The 19,729-nt window shown below is 62.9% G+C and carries 19 protein-coding genes and 1 pseudogene; 4 read left to right on the forward strand and 16 right to left on the reverse strand.

The features are described 5' to 3' along the window. Window positions 1-35 precede the first annotated feature (35 nt). Window positions 36-1,505 (forward strand): aldehyde dehydrogenase family protein, encoded by a 1,470-nt coding sequence (locus AB1N67_RS14285; protein ID WP_090344638.1) that lies wholly within the window; start codon window positions 36-38, stop codon window positions 1,503-1,505. 8 nt (window positions 1,506-1,513) lie between these two features. Here the strand turns inward: AB1N67_RS14285 and AB1N67_RS14290 are convergent, their stop codons facing one another. The 11 genes and pseudogenes from AB1N67_RS14290 to AB1N67_RS14340 form a co-directional block, all read right to left on the reverse strand. Beyond that, complete coding sequence (locus AB1N67_RS14290) at window positions 1,514-2,338, reverse strand: ABC transporter substrate-binding protein (RefSeq protein ID WP_043208999.1); 825 nt, start codon at window positions 2,336-2,338, stop codon at window positions 1,514-1,516. A 104-nt stretch (window positions 2,339-2,442) separates the two neighbouring features. Further along, window positions 2,443-3,903: an aldehyde dehydrogenase family protein gene (locus AB1N67_RS14295; protein ID WP_102081483.1), complete on the reverse strand. Its 1,461-nt coding sequence runs from the start codon at window positions 3,901-3,903 to the stop codon at window positions 2,443-2,445. A 127-nt stretch (window positions 3,904-4,030) separates the two neighbouring features. Further along, a complete protein-coding gene (locus tag AB1N67_RS14300; RefSeq protein ID WP_102081482.1) occupies window positions 4,031-5,212 on the reverse strand; it encodes a pyridoxal phosphate-dependent aminotransferase in 1,182 nt (393 codons plus the stop codon). Between the two features lie 44 nt (window positions 5,213-5,256). Continuing rightward, complete coding sequence (locus AB1N67_RS14305) at window positions 5,257-5,952, reverse strand: ABC transporter permease (RefSeq protein ID WP_102081481.1); 696 nt, start codon at window positions 5,950-5,952, stop codon at window positions 5,257-5,259. A 10-nt stretch (window positions 5,953-5,962) separates the two neighbouring features. Further along, a complete protein-coding gene (locus AB1N67_RS14310) occupies window positions 5,963-6,676 on the reverse strand; it encodes an ABC transporter permease (RefSeq protein ID WP_102081480.1) in 714 nt (237 codons plus the stop codon). 37 nt (window positions 6,677-6,713) lie between these two features. Further along, the gene (locus AB1N67_RS14315; RefSeq protein WP_196168634.1) at window positions 6,714-7,490 is read right to left on the reverse strand and encodes a transporter substrate-binding domain-containing protein; all 777 of its coding nucleotides are present in this window, start codon (window positions 7,488-7,490) and stop codon (window positions 6,714-6,716) included. A gap of 87 nt (window positions 7,491-7,577) precedes the next feature. Beyond that, window positions 7,578-8,339, reverse strand: a pseudogene (locus AB1N67_RS14320) (ABC transporter ATP-binding protein); the annotation flags it as partial. Window positions 8,340-8,459: 120 nt separating this feature from the next. Next, window positions 8,460-10,061 (reverse strand): 5-guanidino-2-oxopentanoate decarboxylase, encoded by a 1,602-nt coding sequence (locus tag AB1N67_RS14325; protein ID WP_367863092.1) that lies wholly within the window; start codon window positions 10,059-10,061, stop codon window positions 8,460-8,462. 416 nt (window positions 10,062-10,477) lie between these two features. After that, entirely contained in the window at window positions 10,478-11,446 is a 969-nt protein-coding gene (locus AB1N67_RS14330; protein ID WP_367863093.1) for a GTP-binding protein, read from the reverse strand. Between the two features lie 16 nt (window positions 11,447-11,462). After that, window positions 11,463-13,199 carry an amidohydrolase gene (locus AB1N67_RS14335; RefSeq protein ID WP_102081476.1) on the reverse strand — a complete coding sequence of 579 codons (1,737 nt, stop codon included), beginning with the start codon at window positions 13,197-13,199 and terminating at the stop codon, window positions 11,463-11,465. Window positions 13,200-13,295: 96 nt separating this feature from the next. After that, entirely contained in the window at window positions 13,296-14,879 is a 1,584-nt protein-coding gene (locus tag AB1N67_RS14340) for a peptidase M20 (RefSeq protein ID WP_102081475.1), read from the reverse strand. A 148-nt stretch (window positions 14,880-15,027) separates the two neighbouring features. Here AB1N67_RS14340 and AB1N67_RS14345 point away from each other — a divergent pair, with 148 nt between their 5' ends. Further along, the gene (locus AB1N67_RS14345) at window positions 15,028-15,930 is read left to right on the forward strand and encodes a LysR substrate-binding domain-containing protein (protein WP_102081474.1); all 903 of its coding nucleotides are present in this window, start codon (window positions 15,028-15,030) and stop codon (window positions 15,928-15,930) included. A 21-nt stretch (window positions 15,931-15,951) separates the two neighbouring features. Here the strand turns inward: AB1N67_RS14345 and AB1N67_RS14350 are convergent, their stop codons facing one another. The 3 genes from AB1N67_RS14350 to AB1N67_RS14360 form a co-directional block, all read right to left on the reverse strand. Continuing rightward, the gene (locus AB1N67_RS14350; RefSeq protein WP_168166359.1) at window positions 15,952-16,101 is read right to left on the reverse strand and encodes a hypothetical protein; all 150 of its coding nucleotides are present in this window, start codon (window positions 16,099-16,101) and stop codon (window positions 15,952-15,954) included. 9 nt (window positions 16,102-16,110) lie between these two features. Continuing rightward, entirely contained in the window at window positions 16,111-16,344 is a 234-nt protein-coding gene (locus AB1N67_RS14355; RefSeq protein WP_043209000.1) for a PLD nuclease N-terminal domain-containing protein, read from the reverse strand. A 110-nt stretch (window positions 16,345-16,454) separates the two neighbouring features. Continuing rightward, window positions 16,455-16,853 (reverse strand): NUDIX domain-containing protein, encoded by a 399-nt coding sequence (locus AB1N67_RS14360; RefSeq protein WP_043209002.1) that lies wholly within the window; start codon window positions 16,851-16,853, stop codon window positions 16,455-16,457. Between the two features lie 355 nt (window positions 16,854-17,208). On the opposite strand from AB1N67_RS14360, the gene AB1N67_RS14365 reads away from it, so the two are divergent. After that, entirely contained in the window at window positions 17,209-17,562 is a 354-nt protein-coding gene (locus tag AB1N67_RS14365; RefSeq protein WP_367863094.1) for a general stress protein, read from the forward strand. Between the two features lie 60 nt (window positions 17,563-17,622). Next, a complete protein-coding gene (locus AB1N67_RS14370; RefSeq protein WP_043209006.1) occupies window positions 17,623-18,498 on the forward strand; it encodes a manganese catalase family protein in 876 nt (291 codons plus the stop codon). Window positions 18,499-18,543: 45 nt separating this feature from the next. Here the strand turns inward: AB1N67_RS14370 and AB1N67_RS14375 are convergent, their stop codons facing one another. Both AB1N67_RS14375 and AB1N67_RS14380 read right to left on the reverse strand, forming a co-directional pair. Beyond that, entirely contained in the window at window positions 18,544-19,053 is a 510-nt protein-coding gene (locus AB1N67_RS14375; RefSeq protein ID WP_043209008.1) for a ferritin-like domain-containing protein, read from the reverse strand. Window positions 19,054-19,193: 140 nt separating this feature from the next. Next, window positions 19,194-19,718 carry a hypothetical protein gene (locus AB1N67_RS14380; protein ID WP_090344633.1) on the reverse strand — a complete coding sequence of 175 codons (525 nt, stop codon included), beginning with the start codon at window positions 19,716-19,718 and terminating at the stop codon, window positions 19,194-19,196. Window positions 19,719-19,729: the final 11 nt, after the last annotated feature.

The raw sequence follows: 19,729 nt of genomic DNA on the forward strand, positions 1-19,729 counted from the left end.
TGCGGTCATTTCCAATGCACACGAGGAAACGCAGCATGGCGCATCATCAGCTCTTCATTGCAGGACAGTGGCGTGAACCGCACAGCAAGCGCTATCGGGAAATCATCAACCCCGCCGACGAAACCCTGCTCGCCCTGGCGCCAGAGGCAAGCGCCGACGATATCGACGCCGCGATCGACGCCGCCCGCCACGCCTTCGACCACGGCCCCTGGCCCCAACTGCCGCCGAACGAGCGCAGCGCCGTGCTGCTGCGCATCGCGGCGGCCATCGAAACCGATGCCGCCCATCTGGCGCGCCTGGAAACCCTCAACACTGGCAAGACCCTCGGCGAAAGCGAGGCCGACCTGGCCTGCGTGGTAGCCACCTTCCGCTACTACGCGGGGCTGCTCGAAGCGCGCACCGACATCGCCCATCCCCAGGCGCCCGCCCATGTCATCAGCGTCACGCGCCATGAGCCGGTGGGCGTCTGCGCACTGATCGTGCCGTGGAACTACCCGCTGCTGCAGACCGCCTGGAAACTCGCGCCCGCCCTGGCCGCAGGGAACACGGTGATTCTCAAACCGAGCGAACTGACGCCGCTGAGCGCCTTGCACCTGACATCGCTGCTGGCCGCCCTCGCGCTGCCGCCCGGCGTGTTCAACCTGGTTTGCGGCGATGGCGCCGTGGGCCATCGCCTGGCGCTCAGCGCGCGGGTGGACATGCTGTCGTTCACCGGTGGCGCCAATGCCGGCGCCAAGGTCATGCAGGCCGCCAGTGGCAACTTCAAGCGCCTGGCCCTGGAACTTGGCGGCAAGAACCCGAACATCGTGTTCGCCGACGCCGACCTGGACGTGGCGCTGGACCAAGCGCTCAACGCAGTGTTCTTCAATGCCGGGCAAGTGTGCTCGGCCGGGTCGCGCCTGCTGCTGGAGGCGAGCATCCATGACCGCTTCGTCGAGCGCCTGGCCGAACGCATCGAAGCCATCGTCCTGGGCGATGGCTTCGACAGCCGTACGCGCATGGGCCCGCTGATCTCGGCGGCGCATCGGGACCGTGTGCTGGCACTGGTCCAGACGGCGCAAGGCGAAGGCGCCCGCCTGAGCGCAGGTGGCCATATCCCCAGGGACGCGCACTTGAGCAAGGGGTTCTGGCTGCGCCCTACCCTACTCACCGAGGTCCAGGCCGACATGGGCATCGCCCGTGAGGAAATCTTCGGGCCGGTGATCACCGTCGAGCGCTTCACCGACGAGAACCATGCCGTTCAGCTTGCCAACGATACGCCCTATGGCTTGGCGGCGGGCGTGTGGACCGCAGACCTAGGCCGGGCCCATCGTCTGGCGCGGCGGCTACGGGTGGGGACGCTTTGGGTGAACGACTACAACGTGGCCTTTCCCCAGGCGCCCTGGGGCGGCTTCAAGGCCAGCGGCATTGGCCGCGAGCTGTCGGCGGCAGGGCTAGAGGAATTCAGCGAACTCAAGCATGTGCTGCTCAACTGCGAACCCCGATCGCTGAACTGGTTCAAGTGAGGCCGCCATCAAGGCTTGCCCGTCGTACCCGACCGAGCCTGCTGGTCCTGCCAGCGCTTGAGGTTTTGCTCCAGCAGTTGCCTGGGCACGGCACGGTCGAGCAGGTCGGTGAGTTTTTGTGCCAGTTGCGCCCGTAGCTCGGGCTGGTTGCAGGCCGAGTGATGGGAGAGGGTCAGGTACAGCCCTTCGCTGGAAACAGGCGGCGCCAGCGCCTGCACTTGCTGGGAGATGCCCAGAGTGCGGGCCAGCGCCAGTCCTGGGTAAAGCTCGTAGATGACGTAGTCGTTGCGTTTGAACAACAGCTTGCGAAACGCTTGGTCCGCGCTGGGGACCGCTTCGAGTTTCAGGTGAGCGTTGGCGTAGTCGTCAAATTGCTGGCCGTAGCTGTTGTTGACCAGGGTGCCACCGCTGCGCCCTTGCAGGTCGGCCCACCCTGTGTAGGAAAACGGGTCGTCGTGACGCACCCAGACCACGCTGGGCGTGTTCAGGAACGGCGGGGGTATGAAATCCATGGTGACTTCGCGCGATGCGGTACGAAAGGCGCCGGCAATCAAGTCGATCCGCCCGCTCTTGACCTGCTCCTGCGCACGCGACCACGGCCCGCCATAGACCACGTCGATCTCAAGCCCCAGTTCGCTGCCAAGGCGCTGGAGCAGATCGGCATTGGCGCCGATCAGGCGTTGCGGGTTCTGCGGGTCGCGCCACAGGTAAGGCGGGTACTCGGGATTGCCTGTTGCCACCAAGTGCTTGCACGGCGGCGCTGCCCCGGCAGCCGCCGGGGCAAGCAGGAAACACATCAGTGACAAGAGCATCGGTCGATAAAGCTTGCGCATGGGCGCCCTCGGTTCGGTCGTACCCGCCTATCTCGACGATGCAAGTGTAGCGTCGATGCAGGCTGCGAGCACGACGCCCCGAACCTGGGGGTCCGGGGTGGCGGTCAGACCGCCCGCACCACGTGCTTGAGTTCCTGGAACGCGGCCAGCCCCCAGGGGCCGAGTTCGCGCCCGATGCTGCTCTGTTTGTACCCACCCCACGCCGTCTGCGGGAAGATCACCTGCGGCGCGTTGATCCACACCATGCCTACCTGCAGGGCGTCGGCCACGTGGTTGGCAGAATCAAGGTTCCTGCTGACCACCGTCGCCACCAGACCAAAATCGCTTTGATTGGCGAGCGCGATGGCTTCTGCTGGCGAGCTGAATCGGCGAATGCAGATCACCGGACCGAAGATCTCTTCGTTCCACACGCTGCTATCCAGGGCGACCTCGGTGAAGACCGTCGGCGCAATGTAGAAGCCGCGGTCCAGTCCTTCCGGCCGCCGACCGCCGCATTCGAGTCGAGCACCAGCGGTCAGCCCACGGGCAATGTGAGTCATCACCCGGTCATACTGCGCCCGGTTGACCAGCGGGCCAAGCTGCACACCTTCGTCAAAGGGGTCGCCCACGCAGATCGCCTGGGCGCGCGACTTCACCTTCTCCACGAAGGCGTCGGCCAATTGCTCGGCGACCAGCACCCGGCTGGTGGCCGAACACATCTGACCCGCATTGTAGAATCCGCCGGCGCAGGCCAGCTCCACAGCCAGTTCAAGATCGGCATCCTCCAGCACGATGAGCGAGGACTTGCCGCCAAGCTCCAGGCTCACGCCCTTCACCGTCTCGGCCGCCCGCTGCATCACCTGGACGCCCACTGCATTGCTGCCGGTGAAGGAGATCTTCGCCACTTGCGGATGGCTCGACAACGGCGCGCCGACTGCGATGCCCGTGCCGCATACCACGTTCAGCACGCCGGGCGGCAGGCCGGCGTCGAGCATGATCCGCACCAGCGCAAGCTCCGGCAACGGCGTGACCTCGGAAGGCTTGAGCACCACCGTGCACCCTGCCGCCAGGGCCGGTGCCAGTTTCCAGGCGGTGGTGACCATGGGAAAGTTCCAGGGCACGATGAGCGCCACCACGCCACAGGGCTCACGCCGCAGGCGAGCGGCGAAATCGCTGCTGGGCAGGGCCACGCCGCGGTCCTGCGTGGCATCAAGGTCCCGGGCCAGGTCGGCGTAGTACTCGAAGGTAGCGATCACGTCATCCACATCGAGCCCGGCCTCAGCCAGCGGCTTGCCGTTGTTGCGCGATTGCAGCGTCATCAGGTGCTGTCTGTTCTGCCGCACGCCTTCGGCGATCCTTGCGAGCAGCTCGCCACGCAACGCGCCCGCACTGCTCGACCATGCCGCAAAGGCCTGCGCGGCACTTTGCACGGCCAGATCCACGGTTTGACTGTCCCCGGTACTGACCGTGGCCAGACGGTCCTCGGTGCTGGGGTTGAAGACTTCGAGCGTAGGTCCGCCCGCCAGCCATTGATTGCCGACCAGCACACCCGCGACGACCTCGGATGAACATTCAGGATGGAACATCGTATTGACTCCACGAGCGTCAATGGCCCTGCACTGCCTGCAGCGCACCATGACGTAGCGACATGAAAGTGAAGACCCAGCCTCTTGCGAGCACTGGGTCTTCAAGCACCTCGAACGAAGGTGAGGCTCAGCGGGCGACCTGCAGCTTCTCGATGAACTGGCGGATCCGCTGGCAGGCGTCCAGCAAGTCCTTGTCGGCGACGGTGAACGACACCCGCACGAAACCCGCGCAGCTGGCACCGAAGGCTTGCGCATCGAGCACCGAGACCCCGGTTTCGCGGAACAGCGCCCAGGCGAATTCGACGCCTGACAGGCCCGTTGCACGGATGTCCAGCAGCATGAACATGCCGGCCTCAGGCACTTTGCCCTTGATCAGCGGGACCCCGTCCAACTCGCGGGCGATCAGGTCGCGCCGACGGGTATAAACCTCGCGGGCCGAGGCGACGATTTCATCGTCCAGTTCGATGGCCTTGAGCGCCGCCTCCTGGACGAACCCCGGCAGGCCGTACAGCATGCACAGCAGCAGGTTGTCCAAATGCTGGATCAGGTCCTGCGGGGCGACGATCCAACCCACCCGCCAGCCGGTCATGGCGTGGGATTTCGACAGGCTGTTGAGCACCACCGTGCGCTCGGCCATGCCGTCCATGCTGGCAATGCTGATGTGCGGTGCGCCGTAGGTCAGCTGGCAATAGACCTCATCGGAGATCACCCACAGGTCGTGTCGGCGAGCCACCTCGGCCACGGCCTCCAGCTCCTCGCGGGTATAGACGTTGCCGGTCGGGTTGTTCGGCGTGGCCAAGGCAATGCCCCGGGTGTTGGGGGTAAGCGCCGCCTCGAGCGCTTCGGCGGTCAGGCGAAAGTCTTTGGCGGCGGGCTGCTCGATGCACACCAGGCGCGCGCCGCTGGCTTGTACGCTGGCCGCGTAGGTCAGGTACATCGGCTCGGGCACCAGCACGTCGTCACCGCCTTCGAACAGACACATGGCCGCGGCATACAGGCCGTTCTGCGCACCGGCCACCAGGGCAATGTTCTCGGCGGCCACCGGCATGCCCAGCAGTTTGCGTTGCTTGGCTGCGATGGCTTCGCGCAGCTTGGCCCGGCCCACCACCGGCGTGTAGTGGGTGTCGCCTTCCTTGAGGGCCTTGATCGCGGCCTCGCAGATCGCATCGTCCGTCGCGAAGTCCGGATCGCCAATGCTCAGGATGATCGCGTTCTCGCCCCGCTCTTGCGCTTGGCAGGCGGCATAGTGGATGTCCCAGGCGGCCACGCTCTCGCCGCTGATGCGTTGAACCAAAGATGAATACTTCATTGCTCATTCCTTAACTGGCGTACGAACCCACGCCATTACGTTAGTCAGTGGACTCGACGCTGCGAGGCGGTGTTGCCCATCAGCTTGAAGCTCTTTTCGATGAGCAGGGCCAAGACAATGTAGGTGATTGCCACCAGCAGCAGCGGCTCGTAGACCCGCAGGGTCTGCGAGCGCACGATGTTGGCGGCGCCCAGCAGGTCGGTGACCGCAACGGTTGAGGCCAGTGCCGTCGACTTCAGCAGCATGACGCTCTCCCCCGCCAGGGTCGGCCGCACCATCTGCAAGGCCCGCGGCAACCAGACCCGGCGCAGGATCTGACCACGACGCATGCCATAGGCCCGCGCCGCTTCCAGCTCGCCCTTGGGTACCGCGCGCAAACCACTGCGCAGCACTTCGCCCACATAGGCGCCGACGCTCAAGGTCAGGGCCAGCGCGACATACCAGAACCCTTCACGCAGGTAAGGCCATAACACCCCGCCCCGAATCAGCGGGAATCCGGCCAGGACACTGCCCACTCCGTAATAGAGGATGTAGATCTGCACCAGCAGCGGTGTACCGCGGATCACGCTGCTGAAAAACCTGGCGGAGTTGGACAGCACGATGTTGTTCGACAAGCGTCCCAACGCCACCGCGATAGCCAACAGGAAACCAAAGCCTGCCGAGAACAGCAGCAACTGCACGGTCAGCCCGGCGCCACGTACCAGTTCACTGGAAAAATTATTCAGCCATGACATATCCATGATCGTCCCCTTATACGTTCCTGGGCATCCAGCGCTCGAAGCTGGACTCGAACTTGCGGAACACCATGCTGGAGATCAAGGTGATGACGTAATAGAACGCCGCGACCGCCAGGTAGAACAGCAGGTAGTGTTTGGTCGTGGCGGCAGCCTGTCGCCCGGCGGTCAACAGCTCGCTGTAGCCCACCACGCTGATGAGAGCGCTGTCCTTGACCAGCACCAGCCAGAGGTTGGACAGGCCGGCGATGGCGAAGGGCAACATGCACGGCAGGATGACGCGGCTCAGCAGTTTCAGCCGTGGCATGCCGTAGGCCCTGCCAGCCTCGATGAGCCCCGGCGGAATCGCCTCGATCGCCCCGCGAATCACCTCACCCGAATAGGCGCCCTGGACGATCCCGAGCACCACGACCGCCGCCATGAAGCCGTTAACCTCGACGCTAGGCCGTCCCATGGCGGCCATCGCCAGGTTCAGCAGATCGGTGCCGGCGTAGTACAGCAGCAGAATCAACAGCAGCTCCGGTACCGCACGGTACAGCGTGGTGTAGCAGTTGGCGCAGGCGACCAACCAGCGCGGCCCCCTGAGCTTGGCCAGGGCGACCAGCAGCCCGATGCACAGCCCCAGCGCGAAGGCACCCAGGGAAATACCCAGGGTTTTGACCGCGCCTTCGGCCAAGGTCTGCACCCAGCCTTTGGCGAACAGCAGATTGGAGATATCAGAAATGGTCATACAAGCACCCGATCACCCGCGTCCGGTCCAGCCGGTCTCATTGGGAGGCTGAAACAGTGGTCTTGAAGTAGCGCGCACCGATAGCGTCGTAGGTGCCATCTTCGCGCACGGCCTTCAGTGCCTTGTTCAGCTTCTCGCGCAGGGCATCGTCACCCTTGCGCACCGCCGCGCCGATGCCCTTGCCGAACAGCGGATCGGCCGGGGCGACACCCTTGCTTGCGAGCATCGAGTTGTCCGGCAATGCCAGCATCGGCTCCACCGAGATCTTGTCGGCGAGCATGATGTCGATCCGGCCACTGCGCAGGTCAGCCAGCAGATCGTCCTGGTCGTTGTAGTAACGGATGGTCGAGGTCTTGCCGAAGTACTGCTTCACGTAGGCCGAGTGGCTGGTCGAACCCTGGACGCCGATGGTCTTGCCCTCAAGCCCTTCAGGGGTGGGCGTCAGTTCCAGGGCCGCATCGCCGACCCACAAGGCCGGGGTCTCGATGTAGGGCTCGGTGAAGTCGACAACCTGCTCGCGCTCAGGGGTGATGGACATCGAGTTCATGATGACGTCGACCTGCTTGGAGCGCAGCGCCGGGATCAAGCCGTCCCAGGCCAGTTCCTTGAGTGAGCAGTCGGCCTGCATGCGTTTGCACACTTCAGTGATCAGCTCAGGCTCGAAACCGCTCCAGACGCCACTGCTGTCTTTATAGGAAAACGGCGGATAGGGCTCCTGGGCGATCGCGAATACCACTTTGTCGTCGGCATGGGCGACATTGATCGCGCCAGCCAGGATGAAGGTGTGCACGAAAGCAACGAGGGTCTTTTTCATTGAACAGTCCTTTTGCAACTATTGTTTGGTTTTGGCAGCGGACATACAGGGGACAGCGCGCCCCCGGCAGATGAAATGTTCTTATTGTCAGCGATTGTGTTGAGCCATCACGAACTGGCGGCAGCGCTCACTGTTCGGGTTCAGCATCACCTGCTGGGGCGGGCCCTGCTCCTCGATCTGGCCTTGATGCAGGTAGACGACCTGGCTGGAGACGTCCCGGGCGAAGGCCATCTCGTGGGTCACGAGAATCATCGTGCGCCCTTCCTCGGCGATGCCGCGGATCACCTTCAGGACCTCGCCGACCAGTTCCGGGTCCAGCGCCGAGGTGGGCTCGTCGAACAGCATCACCTTCGGACGCACCGCCAGCGCGCGGGCGATGGCAACCCGCTGTTGCTGGCCACCGGACAGGAACGATGGGTAGTCATGGCGCTTGTGCGCAAGCCCGACCTTCTCCAGCAGTTGCTCGGCATGCTCGATCGCATCCTGGCGCTTTTCGCCCAGCACATGGACCGGTGCTTCGATCACGTTTTCCAGGACCGTGCGATGGGGCCACAGGTTGAAGTTCTGGAAGACCATGCTCAGGGTCGCGCGAAGCCGCTCGACCTGGCGCAGGTCGGCAATTTCCTGCACGCCACTGCGTCCTTGCTTGAACTTGACCTCTTCGCCGTTCACCCGAAGCGTGCCGGCATTGGGGATCTCCAACAGGTTGATGCAACGCAGCAGCGTGCTTTTGCCTGAACCGCTGGAGCCGATCAGGGACACCACGTCCCCCTCATGGGCGCGCAGGGAGATCCCTTTCAGGACATGGTGATCGCCATAGCTCTTGTGCAGGTCATCGATGGCGACGACGGGGGTGGACTGCAGGCTTGGCAGCCCTTTTTCGTGGATCATTCTTGGATGTCCCATTGTTGTTGATCAACCCAACCGAGTAGCGGCCGCCGCGTGACGCGGCGGGGTCACGCAGGGCGCTCAGGTGGGCAGGAAGTCCGAGGCCTTCAGTTCGATGAAGTGCGGCGTGTGAGTGTCCAGGCCTTGCAACAGATCACGCAATCCGGCCAGGCTGCTGGCGGTGTGATGCTGGACATGGCAGGAGCGCGCGAAGGCGGCGAAGTCTGGCGTCAGGATGTCCACGCCCAAGTGCGGGATCTCACGCGCGGTCATGTAGTCGCGAATCTCGCCGTAGCACTGGTTGTTCCATAGGACCAGGATGACCCCGATGCCATGCTCCCGGGCCGCAATGAGCTCAGCGCTAGAGAACTGCATACCGCCATCGCCCACCAGGGCCACCACCGCGCGTTCGGGCAAGGCCACCTTGGCACCGATGGCGGCGGGTAAGCCATACCCCAGCGTTCCATAACCAGTACCAGCGTTGAACCAGGTACAAGGCGCGGGGGCACGATAGCCCAGGGCACCCTGGTACACCGGTTGCGTCGAGTCACCGACCAGGATGGGCGAAGGCAGGCTGTCTCGCAGCGTATCCAGCACCGCTTGCATCGCCTGCTGCTTGCCGGTCCAACCAGCTCGCTCGGCGGCATTGACCTGCGGCACGTTCACCGATGCCCAGTCGCTGTCGGGGCTTGTGCTGGGCAAGGCCGCATTCAGGCCCTGCAGCCCAAGCCGTGCATCGCCGAGCAGGCCAACGGCCGCGCGCTGTACGCCCAGGATCTGCATCGGGTCGATGTCCAGGCGAATGACCGGCACAGCCAGGGCCAGAGGCCCCAGGCCGAAGAAGTCGTAGTCCGTTTCACCCAACTCAGTCCCCACTGCCAGCACCACGTCAGCCTGGGCAAAGAGCGCACGGCCATGGGCGCTGGACTGGACACCGTCCAGCAGCAAAGGATGGGTCGGTGGCAAGAGCCCGCGTGCATTGGTGGTCAAGGCGACGGGGGCCTGAAGGCGCTCGGCCAGGGTCCGCAGGGCGTCACTGGCCCCACGCGCACCGCCGCCGGCAAGGATCAGCGGGCGTCGGGCGTTGCCCAGCAAGGCCGCCGCTTGCTCGATGGCCGAGGCGGCAGGCGCATTGGCCAAAGGCAGGGCGCGCTGTCGCAGGTCCAGGCCGTCGGCCGGCATCTCGAGAACATCCAGAGGGATTTCAATATGAACCGGACGCGGGCGGGCGCAACCGAACAGGGCGAAAGCCCGGGCAATCACCTCGGGCAGCTCCTGGGGGCGCTGCAGGGTATGGCTGAAGGCACATACCCCCGCGATCATCGCCCGCTGGTCGGGCAGTTCATGCAGGTAACCGTGACCCAGGCGCTGATGCTCGCGCCGGCTGGTGGTGGAAATCACCAGCATCGGCACCGAATCGGCGTAGGCCTGGCCCATGGCGGTGAGAATGTTGGTCATGCCGGGGCCTGTGATGATGAAGCACACGCCCGGTTTGCCGCTGGCTCGGGCATATCCATCGGCCATGAAACCGGCACCCTGCTCGTGGCGGGGGCTGACATGGCGAAGGTGGCTACCGTCCAATCCGCGATACAACTCAACAGTGTGCACGCCCGGAATACCGAACACGGTGTCCACACCATAACCTTCAAGCAGTTTGACGAGCGCCTGAGCACAACTGGTCATTGGGTCTTCTCCTGTTATTTTTACTCGACCGCCGAGGCATTTTTCAGGAGATGCAGGGCAACCACAATCGAATTAAATTTGGCCCATTGTTGATATCTGCTCACCATTCGCCGGTATACCAAAAGCGCCTGGAAAGGCGATTCCCCCAAGCCGCCGAGGTCGCCAGAAACCAATCAAGTCGTGAAATGACATAAAAGGCCGAAACCGCTCAAGCCAGAGCGGTCACCAAGGGGTAGGAGGTAGAATTTCCTAGACTTGTGCGCTTGCTGCGCAAAGAACCTGTCGGGGCAGAAGATGGCGCAGGTGCCGTGAAAGCACGGCAACTGCGCCAGAAGAGGCACGAACGACGGAGTTGGAATTGCCCTTGAGGTGAATGAAGCGCGTCATGTGCCCTGACGCGCTACTGGCGATTCTACCTAGACCGTACAGGCCTGGAAGCTCACCTCGAGCGCCTGGCGGGTCAGGGTGCCTCGCTTGCCAATGCACACCAATTGGGTGTGCGGTGTGTCTTCGCCCCAGTCGCGGTCGGGCAAGATTTCGCAGCGGCTGCCGACCAGGTGCATGATGAAGCGTGTGCCCGGCACCTCGGCAATGTGCACGGTGCCCTTGGCCCGGTAGATCGACGTCGGCAGCTGGGCCAAGGTCGAGCGCAGGGTATCGAGCCCCATCGGTCGGTCGCTGGCAAAACTCCAGGACTCGAACACGCGCCCATGATCGGCCTCCTGTCGGTCCAGGCTGAGCACTGAAGCCGGCTTCACCTGGGTAAAGGGCGCCAGCGGGTTGCCCTGCCCTATCCCCAGGATCAGCTCCAGCGGAACGTCACCATACTGGCACTCAAGGATCCGCGCCTGGGGATACAGCCAACGGCGCTTGAGCGCCTCGATCTGGCTGCGCTCGACCCGATCCAGCTTGTTCAGCACGATGATGTCCGCCACATCTAGCTGATCCATGGCCAGTTGCGCCATTTCGCCTTCGAGCTGCTCGAACTGTTCGGTGTCCACCACGGTGATGATGCTGTCGATCGCCAGCACCTCGCGAAACTGCGGGTATTTGAGCGTGCGGGCGATCTTGCCTGGACTCGACACCCCGCTCGCCTCGATCAGGATGTACTCCGGGCGGTTCTGCCGGTCGCTCAGCAAGCGGCCCAGTTGCTCGATCAGATCGCTTTCGACCGTGCAGCAGATGCAGCCATTGGCCAGACTGACCGTGGTCTGGGTCTGGCTGACGATCAAGTCGCTGTCGATGTTGATCGCACCGAAGTCATTGACCATCACCGCCATGCGCAAGCCGTGATCACTGCTGAGGATCTTGTTGAGCAAGGTGGTTTTTCCGGAGCCGAGAAAGCCCGACACCAGCGTGACCGGAATGGGAGACTGCGTGTTCATGGAAAACGCTCCGCCTTTAGAAATTGGGGAGTTCGCGGCGCCAGGTGGCGGCATGGGCACTGGCATCGAACTCGCCGTTGCGATCCCAAGTGATCTCACCTTCGAGCACGGTGATCTGCACTTGGGTGTTGTGGATGTTGCCCTTGGGCTCGACCTCGAACAGGTTGCGATCGAGCACGATCAGGTCAGCGGACTTGCCCGTCTCGATCGACCCGGCCTTGTCCTCGATCCCCATGCACCAGGCGCCGTTGATGGTCATCACGCGGATCGCCTGCTCCAAGGTGATGGGCGCGCCATAGAAGCTGCCCTGCTCCTCGCCGAACGGGTTTTGCCGGGTAATCATGGCCTCGAAACCGATCCACGGGTTGATACTCGAAACCGGCCAGTCGGTGCCCATCACCGCGACGCCGCCATGGTCGAACACGCCCTTGAAGTTATAGGCCCGCTGCATTCGGTCCTCGCCGAACACCGCCCGGGCGTTGGCGAACGACGACGGGAACCACCCCACTGGCGAGAACTCCGCCGTGACGTTGAGCGCGGCAAAACGCGGGAGGTTGCCGTCCAACAATGTGGTGCTGTGGGCACACTGGTGACGCACGCCATCGGGACCGTTCTTGCGACGTGCAGTGGCCACGGCGTCGAGGAACAGATCGGACGCCCCGTCACCGGTGCAGTGGGCAATGACGCGGATCCCGCGCCGGTCCATGTCCACCACCATGTCAGTGATGTGCTCAGGCGTCAGATTCAAGTGACCGCGCCAACGCTCCTCGCCAGGCCACGCAGTGGACAGGTAGGACGAGCGGGATTCATGGGTGCCGTCGAAGTGGAACTTGACCGCGTTGGCGTTGAGCCGCGCGCTGCGATAGAAGTGGCGCTCGCCAGCCAATAGTTCCCAGCGGCGTTTGACCGGGAAGATATCGTCCTGCCAGCTGATCGCGGCCTCTACACGTACCGACAACTCACCGGCCTGGTCAATGGCCTTGAGGGCATTGAGGCGGTGCTCGCACACATGCACGTACTTGGTGCCGACCACGCCATGGCCACTCTGGAACCACACGCCTTCGCGGTAGGCGCGCTTCAAGGCATGCTGCGGGGTGGGCGGCATGGCGGCGTGAATCAGTGCATAGGCGCCGTCGACCAGGATACCGGTCGGTTCACCGGTGACGCTGTCGCGCTCGATGTAGCCGTGCCGAGGGTCGACGGTGTCAGCGTCGATACCAGCGATCTCCAGCGCTCGGGAGTTGACCATCATGCAGCCCCAGGAGCGATCGAGGATCGCCACCGGACGATCCGGCAGCACACTGTCCAGCCATTGACGCGACGGCACCAGGCCGGCCTGCTTGAAGGTGTAGCGCACGAAATACTGTCCATACACCCAGCCATCGCCCGGGTGCTCGGCGGCATAGTCGAGGATGGCCTGACGCACCTGCTCCGGGGTGGGGTCGCTGACACCGACCTCCAGGTAGCCGGAATAACCTGGGGCGAGCTTCAGGTCCGGGTGGGTGTGCATGTCGTAGATGCCGGGCATGACGAAACGGCCATCCAGATCTACCACCTGCGTGCGAGGGCCGATGAACTCGGCAACGTCGTCGTTTGCCCCCACCGCGACAAAGCTGCCATTTCGAATGGCCACGGCTTGAGCCCAGGGCTCAGCTTCATTGACGGTGTAGATACGGCCATTGAGAAATACCAGGTCGGCGGCGCCACGCGGGCCGGGAACATGGCTGGAGCGGTAGTCGGTCATAGCACTCATTGCAGGTAATACCTTTCTATGGCGGCTGTGGTCAGCGCCAGTCCAAGAAAAAAGCCAAGTGGTTCAAACGCCGCCACAGGCGCCATCGCCGGTCGGCTACTCGTCGTCCCGTGTCGGAATCCACCACTCTTCGCCGCGTGCGGTGCGGATGTATTCGGGCCAACGGAAGTCGTGAGGGACCTTGAAGTCGCGCGACAGCAACGGGGCTTGCCAGCGGGTCCCACCGATCCCGCCACCGGTACGCTCGATGAATTCGTCGCGGGCGGCGGCCAGCAGGTCGGGGCGTGTGAACAGCTCGACCAACGTGGCGCCGATGGTCTTGGCCGCCACCTGGATCATCGGGTCGATGGTCTGGCGGATACCGCCCAGAGCGTTGGACACCCAGTCCGGGTAGGTGAAGCCGGGGGGCGCCGAGAGCATGGGGCGGGCCACCAGCAGGCGCACCGTCGGGCAATGCCAGGTGTACTCGGGGTAATCGTCGGAGGTCAGGTGCTTCTGCCAGGCTGGCATCTGCTCGCGCAGCAGACGCTCGCATGCCTGCGGGTCGATCAAGGCCTCGGTGTCGGGCAGGAACGGACGGGGCATGGGCTCGAGCCCCAGGTTGTCCTGGATCTGCTGGGCGATGGCGATGGCCTCGTCGCCCCAGGTGGGGGCACCGACGACTTGCAGGTTGTCGTAGGTGGCTTGCGCCAGCACATGGTTGGGCAGCCCACCACGGGACTTGCACACCCAGGTCTTTTTCCATCGGCAGCCGGTGGCCAGGGCTGCGGCGGCTGCGTTGTTGTCCATCACCTGGGAGATGGTTTCTGCCTGTTCGATCGAGTCGCAACGGGACAGGTACTGGATCTGGGCAATGTGCGGCGGCAGGTTGTCGGCCGTGGCCTGGCCTGCGGTGAGGATCGCCTCGTTGAAACTCCACAGCCCGGTGAACGGCAGTGTGGATCGACGCATGCTTTCGTTCAGCGTATAGAAGTGCACCAAGGCGTCGTTCGCCCCGGGAGCCCGCGCGGCTAGGTGGTTCTGAGGGATGGGACTGTACTTGTCCGAGGCGATCCAGTCCTGCGGCGCCTGGCAGGTGAAGGTGTAGATATAAGCGTAGGCGATGCCGCAGTGGGTGTCCCAGGTGGTGGTGTTGTTCAGCGGCAACATGTACGTGGGATGGAAGCTGATGGCCGCGTCCAGGTCGTCGTAGTAACCCTTGGCCGCATGCACAGGCTTGGAGGCGCGCAGTTTTTCCGCAGGCTCGCCGAAGAACTTCAGCGTGCCTTGGATGCCGTATTCGAGCATGGCAGCCTTGGCCGCGAGCAGCCCGCCCAGGGCACTGATGCCCAGCGCCGAATGGGGGTCGGTATGGCCCGGGGCGAAACGCGAAAGCCCTTCGCGCGGCTGACGCCGTGTGGTCGCCGCCTGGTTGTTGCCCGGCACCGCATCGTACTCAGCGTAGGTCGCCAGCACCGGGCCGTCGCCAGTGCGAAAGGTCGCGCAGAATGCCGTAGGCATCCCGCCACTGCCCTGCTCCACCTCGAACCCTTCCTGGCGCAGCAGTTCGACGTACCAAGCGCAGGATTTATATTCACGAAACGCCGGCTCGGCGAAATGCCAAATCACCTGATGCCAGTCGGACAGGGTCTTGTGCTGTTGCTCCACCCAGTTTCGGGCAAAAGCCTTGGGCTCGATCATGCAGGGCATTCCTTGTAGGTATATGACCCCGCACAGCGGCATAGGCCAGCAGGGCCTGCCTAGTATTGTTGACTCCACAAATACGACAATCGATTTATTTCGCCATTAATGTTTATATTTGCTCAACATTCAGTGTTTGGAGACCCCCATGCGACTGCCCTCGATGCCCGCGTTACGCGCTCTGGAAGCGGTTGCCCGATTGGGCAGCGTAACGGCGGCGGCCCTTGAACTGAACCTTACCCGCAGCGCGATCAGCCACCAGATCACCGGTATGGAAGAAACCCTCGGCTTCGCCCTCACCGAGCGACAGGGCCGAGGTATTTCGCTGACGTTTCGAGGCGAACGCTACGCGCGGGAGATACAACGGTTTCTGGCCAACCTCGAAGATGCCGGACGACGAGTCGATGACCAGGAGGTCTACGGCAAGCTGTGCATCAGTTGCAGCTCAGGCTTTTCGACCTACTGGCTGTGCCATCACATTGGCGGTTTCGTGAAGGAGTATCCCCAGGTTCAGTTGCACATGGTCACGCCGACGTCGGCAGACGATGTCAGCAATCACACCGCCGACCTGTTCATTTCCTACGGCATTGGCGATTGGCCTGAAATGAAGGTCGAACAGATCGCGGCACTAAACTACTTTCCGGTGTGCAGCCCACGGCTGATCAACGCCCTGGGTGGACTCAAGACGCCGCAGGATCTGGCAGCGTTCCCGCTGTTGCACATGAGCGACTACAGCGATTGGCGGGTGTGGCAGGCGGCGGCGAACACGCCGGAACTCAACGTGGCGACCGGCATTGTGTTTTCCGATGCACACTGCGCCCAGGCGGCCTGCATCGCCGCCCAGGGCGTGGCCATGGGAGACAACCTGCTGTGCGGCGACTCCATGGCCAAAGGCTTGCTGGTGCGCCCGTTCGATATCGTCATCCACTCTCACCGAGGCTATTACCTTGTCACCGATCCGCAGAAATGCGAGCGGCCTGCGGTCCTTGCCTTCACCAACTGGATCAAGACCCAACTGCAGGCCTCGCGCCAAGCGTGGGTAGACCTTTAACCATGCCCAACTTGGGCAGGCTCAGTGGCGTTTGCCTTTGTCCCGCGCGGCCTTTTGCGCCGTCGAGTCGTGCGCAGTACCGGTCGAGCCATCAGGACGATGGGCGTCGTTGTCGCGTTCGGCCTCACCCTTGGGCGGGCGCTTGGCAGGTTCGTGGGTAGCTTGGGTCATCGTCCCCTCCTATCCTTTGCTGTGCTCAGGCGAAGTCGGTCCGGTGCCACGCTTGATGCCGCGCGGCCCGGCAACGCCCCAGATGGCCAGCCCGATCACTGGGAACAGCACCAGCAGCAACGACCACAGCACTTTGGTGCCGTCGGACTTGTCGCTGCGGAACACGCTGACGATGGCCCAGAGATCGACCAGCAGAATGATCGCCACCAGGGCGATCCAGAAATACGTGACAGGATCACTCATATCCGCCTCCTCTTGCGATTCGAAAAAACCACAGGTGTGAACAGAGGAAGGCGCACGGCGGCGTAAAGTTCAGACAGCTTCGTTGAGCGCGGATGAATGGGCCGGCGCTGTCACACCGGTGCCGACAACACCGGCAGCTCCTTGGCCAACAAGGCAGCGGCGGTGCTGCTCAATTGCATACGGCCCAGCACGCTGCGCAGCACCCATTTGCAGGCCACGATTTCGTTGCTGGGCACCGGCCGTGTCCGCTCGCCGAGGTTGATGGTGAAGATGTGATGAAGCACATTGCCAACCGGCAATGTACACAACGCATGCAAGCCCTGGCAGTGCAAAGAGGCTTCCTCGCGCAACTCTCTGATAGCGGCCTCTTCCGGCGTCTCGCCCGGTTCGATGACGCCGCCTGGCAGGTTCCACCTCGCGCCTTTCTTGCGTACGAGCAGGACCTTTCCGTTGCGTAGACAGACGATCGTGGCGCGGGCTTTGGCTGTGCGGTTTTTCTTTGCAGGCATACCGGGTGTTCTGGGCAAAGGTTCGGGTATCGGCAGCGCCGACTGACGCTTCTTCCCTGAAGACCTGCACACCTGACGCCCCGTTCAAGCGAAGGGACACATACCAATCGATCTCACCACAGTGCCAGCGCCTTGCGAATACTTGCGCGAAGGTCATCCGTAAAGCAACAACCTGCGCACCCGAAAGCAGTGCGAGACAAGCCAGGGTTATTGGCTTTGGCACCTCAAACGCCGGTCCGTCAATCCTTAAAGCAACCCGTCAGCAAATTCCAATTCCTTTTGCGAGGCGCAATGCCTCGCCCTTGTCACTACTAGACACAGACCTTCCTGTGTAGATGACATGAGGTGAAAGATCATGGCTGACAACCAAGACAAACAAAGCAACCAAGGCGGCAGCGCCAACACCAACCCAGGCAACTTCGCCAACGACCGGGAGAAAGCTTCTGAAGCTGGGCATAAAGGTGGCCAGGCGTCCGGTGGCAATTTCAAGAACGATCCTGAGCGCGCCGCCGAAGCCGGTCACAAAGGCGGCCAAATGTCCGGGGGCAATTTCAAGAACGACCCTGAACGTGCCTCTGAGGCCGGCAAGAAAGGCGGCCAGGCGTCCGGCGGCAATTTCGCCAACGACCGTGAAAAGGCCTCCGAAGCCGGTCGCGTAGGCGGCCAGCACAGCCATGGGGGCGGCCGTAAAAGCGACGACGACCGCTAACTTCCAACCGATTGCCGGGGCGGTTCTGCCGCCCCGGCGCTGTTGATGAGGCACATTCCAATGTTCATGCACAACAAACGTCTGCAGTACACCGTGCGGGTGGCGCAGCCCAATCCCGGACTGGCCAATCTGCTGCTCGAACAGTTTGGCGGCCCCCAAGGGGAACTGGCCGCCGCCATGCGCTATTTCACCCAGGCCGTGAGCGAGGATGACCCAGGGCGCAAGGACCTGCTATTCGATATCGCCACGGAGGAACTGAGCCACCTGGAAATCATCGGCTCGATCGTGGTGATGCTCAACAAGGGCGCCAAAGGCCAACTGGCCGAGGGCATCGAGGCCGAAGGCGAGCTCTACCGCTCGCTGACCGGTGCCGGTAACGACTCGCATATCACCAGCCTGCTCTATGGCGCCGGCGCACCCTTGGTCAATTCCGGCGGTGTGCCCTGGTCGGCGGCCTACATCGATACCATTGGCGAACCCACTGCAGATCTTCGCTCCAACATCGCCGCCGAAGCCCGTGCCAAGATCGTCTACGAGCGGCTGATCAATGTCACGGACGATCCCGGCATCAAGGATGCCCTGGGCTTTCTCATGAGTCGGGAAATCGCTCACCAACTGTCTTTCGAAAAAGCCCTGCATGCCATTCAGCCCAACTTCCCACAAGGCAAGCTGCCAGGAGATCCTGAGTTCAACAACACGTACTTCAACCTTTCCAAAGGTGGCGAAATGCGCGGGGCCTGGAATGAAGGACAAGACTGGGTCTATGTGGAACAGCCTCAACCGGCTGTGGATGGCGGCGATGGCGAGGCCTCGGTACAGCTCGACGCGCAGTCGCAAACCGCATTGGACGCGATGAAAACCAGGACGATGTCCAACCCCCAGGCCCAGCCTCTGACCGGGGCGGAGCTTGGCAAGGTCAACAACGGTCAGGAGTAGGATGGGGACCCGCACCGGGCAAAACGCCGGTGCGGGTGATTGGCTTCAGCGTTTGGCTTCGGCATCCGGATCGGCGGACCGGGCCAGGAAGGCCCGGGTCACTTCCGGCAGATGGTCCTTCAGCCATTCGGCCATGGCCACTTCTTCCTTGAGAATCGACCTACAGGCCTGTGCGGTGGCGCTGTCGCCGGCCGCCTCCGCCGCCTCGATCAACACGGTGTACGAGGCGATCTCCATGTTTTCGAAGACATAGCCGGCCATGGCCCCTTTGACCACCTCGTCGCTCATGGCCATGCCGCCCACTGCCTGCCCGAAGGCCATGAGTTTGGCTGCCATGTCCTTGAACACCGAAGTGCTTCCGCCCAGGCGCTCGATGCACTCGACCAGCACGCGCTGCTGCCCTTGGGTTTCTTCGATGTGCTGGACGATCCGTGCCTTGAGGGTGGGGTAATGCTCGAGGCGTTCAGCCTGCCCTTTGAGCATGCTCTCGGCTTGCTGTTCCATGGCATGGGCATCTCGCAGCCAGTCGAGCAGATTGTCGGTAATGGATGTCATGTTGCGTTGCCTCTTTGGGATGATGGGTACTGCTTGTGAAAGCCAGTTCCCCGCCTCGACTCTGTCGAACCGACAGGTGGGCATGCGGCTACGCTAAAGGCGCCACGCGGCCTCGCTTCGACTGCCAGGCCCCGCGCACATCACAACACCTGGATTGCCACCGCATAACCCCCTAGGGCCAGCCAGAACACCAGGAATACCCAAGGAGTGCGCAACGAAAACAGCAATGACTTGCGATACCCAGGTCGCGAGATTTCCGTCTCGCAAAACAGGGGTGACTCGTCATAAGCCAACCCCATCAAGGGCTCGCTGCGCAGCAGGTGGCTCTGCTTGAACTGCCAATGGTCGATGATCTTGTAGGCCGCGCGGATGCCCGGCCAGGCACTCAACGAACTCAACGCCCCCAACAAGGCGAGAAACGGCGGCACGATCAAGGTGAACGCCGCCCCCCAGTCCGGATTGAGATTGCCCATGGAGGACACGAACGCGATGACCAGAAACGACTGGGCCGCAAGAAAGGCATCGGTGCGGTTGGCCAGGATGCTAGTCTCGTACTGGATTTCCCGGCGGTAGAAATCCAGACGCTCCTTGGGAGAACCGAACAGCTTGGCATTGCGCTCGCTGATTTCGTGCTCTGGGGTTGCGGGGGTGATGATGCGCGGCACCGGTCGCTCCT

Origin of the sequence: Pseudomonas guariconensis (assembly GCF_040822035.1) — a bacterium.
Taxonomy (GTDB): domain Bacteria; phylum Pseudomonadota; class Gammaproteobacteria; order Pseudomonadales; family Pseudomonadaceae; genus Aquipseudomonas; species Aquipseudomonas guariconensis.

Bases quoted from the DNA above. Each gene is read 5' to 3' on its own strand.
- AB1N67_RS14285 (WP_090344638.1), top strand. From the start codon at position 36: ATGGCGCATCATCAGCTCTTCATTGCAGGACAGTGGCGTGAACCGCAC.
- AB1N67_RS14290 (WP_043208999.1), bottom strand. From the start codon at position 2,338: ATGCGCAAGCTTTATCGACCGATGCTCTTGTCACTGATGTGTTTCCTG.
- AB1N67_RS14295 (WP_102081483.1), bottom strand. From the start codon at position 3,903: ATGTTCCATCCTGAATGTTCATCCGAGGTCGTCGCGGGTGTGCTGGTC.
- AB1N67_RS14300 (WP_102081482.1), bottom strand. From the start codon at position 5,212: ATGAAGTATTCATCTTTGGTTCAACGCATCAGCGGCGAGAGCGTGGCC.
- AB1N67_RS14305 (WP_102081481.1), bottom strand. From the start codon at position 5,952: ATGGATATGTCATGGCTGAATAATTTTTCCAGTGAACTGGTACGTGGC.
- AB1N67_RS14310 (WP_102081480.1), bottom strand. From the start codon at position 6,676: ATGACCATTTCTGATATCTCCAATCTGCTGTTCGCCAAAGGCTGGGTG.
- AB1N67_RS14315 (WP_196168634.1), bottom strand. From the start codon at position 7,490: ATGAAAAAGACCCTCGTTGCTTTCGTGCACACCTTCATCCTGGCTGGC.
- AB1N67_RS14325 (WP_367863092.1), bottom strand. From the start codon at position 10,061: ATGACCAGTTGTGCTCAGGCGCTCGTCAAACTGCTTGAAGGTTATGGT.
- AB1N67_RS14330 (WP_367863093.1), bottom strand. From the start codon at position 11,446: ATGAACACGCAGTCTCCCATTCCGGTCACGCTGGTGTCGGGCTTTCTC.
- AB1N67_RS14335 (WP_102081476.1), bottom strand. From the start codon at position 13,199: ATGAGTGCTATGACCGACTACCGCTCCAGCCATGTTCCCGGCCCGCGT.
- AB1N67_RS14340 (WP_102081475.1), bottom strand. From the start codon at position 14,879: ATGATCGAGCCCAAGGCTTTTGCCCGAAACTGGGTGGAGCAACAGCAC.
- AB1N67_RS14345 (WP_102081474.1), top strand. From the start codon at position 15,028: ATGCGACTGCCCTCGATGCCCGCGTTACGCGCTCTGGAAGCGGTTGCC.
- AB1N67_RS14350 (WP_168166359.1), bottom strand. From the start codon at position 16,101: ATGACCCAAGCTACCCACGAACCTGCCAAGCGCCCGCCCAAGGGTGAG.
- AB1N67_RS14355 (WP_043209000.1), bottom strand. From the start codon at position 16,344: ATGAGTGATCCTGTCACGTATTTCTGGATCGCCCTGGTGGCGATCATT.
- AB1N67_RS14360 (WP_043209002.1), bottom strand. From the start codon at position 16,853: ATGCCTGCAAAGAAAAACCGCACAGCCAAAGCCCGCGCCACGATCGTC.
- AB1N67_RS14365 (WP_367863094.1), top strand. From the start codon at position 17,209: ATGGCTGACAACCAAGACAAACAAAGCAACCAAGGCGGCAGCGCCAAC.
- AB1N67_RS14370 (WP_043209006.1), top strand. From the start codon at position 17,623: ATGTTCATGCACAACAAACGTCTGCAGTACACCGTGCGGGTGGCGCAG.
- AB1N67_RS14375 (WP_043209008.1), bottom strand. From the start codon at position 19,053: ATGACATCCATTACCGACAATCTGCTCGACTGGCTGCGAGATGCCCAT.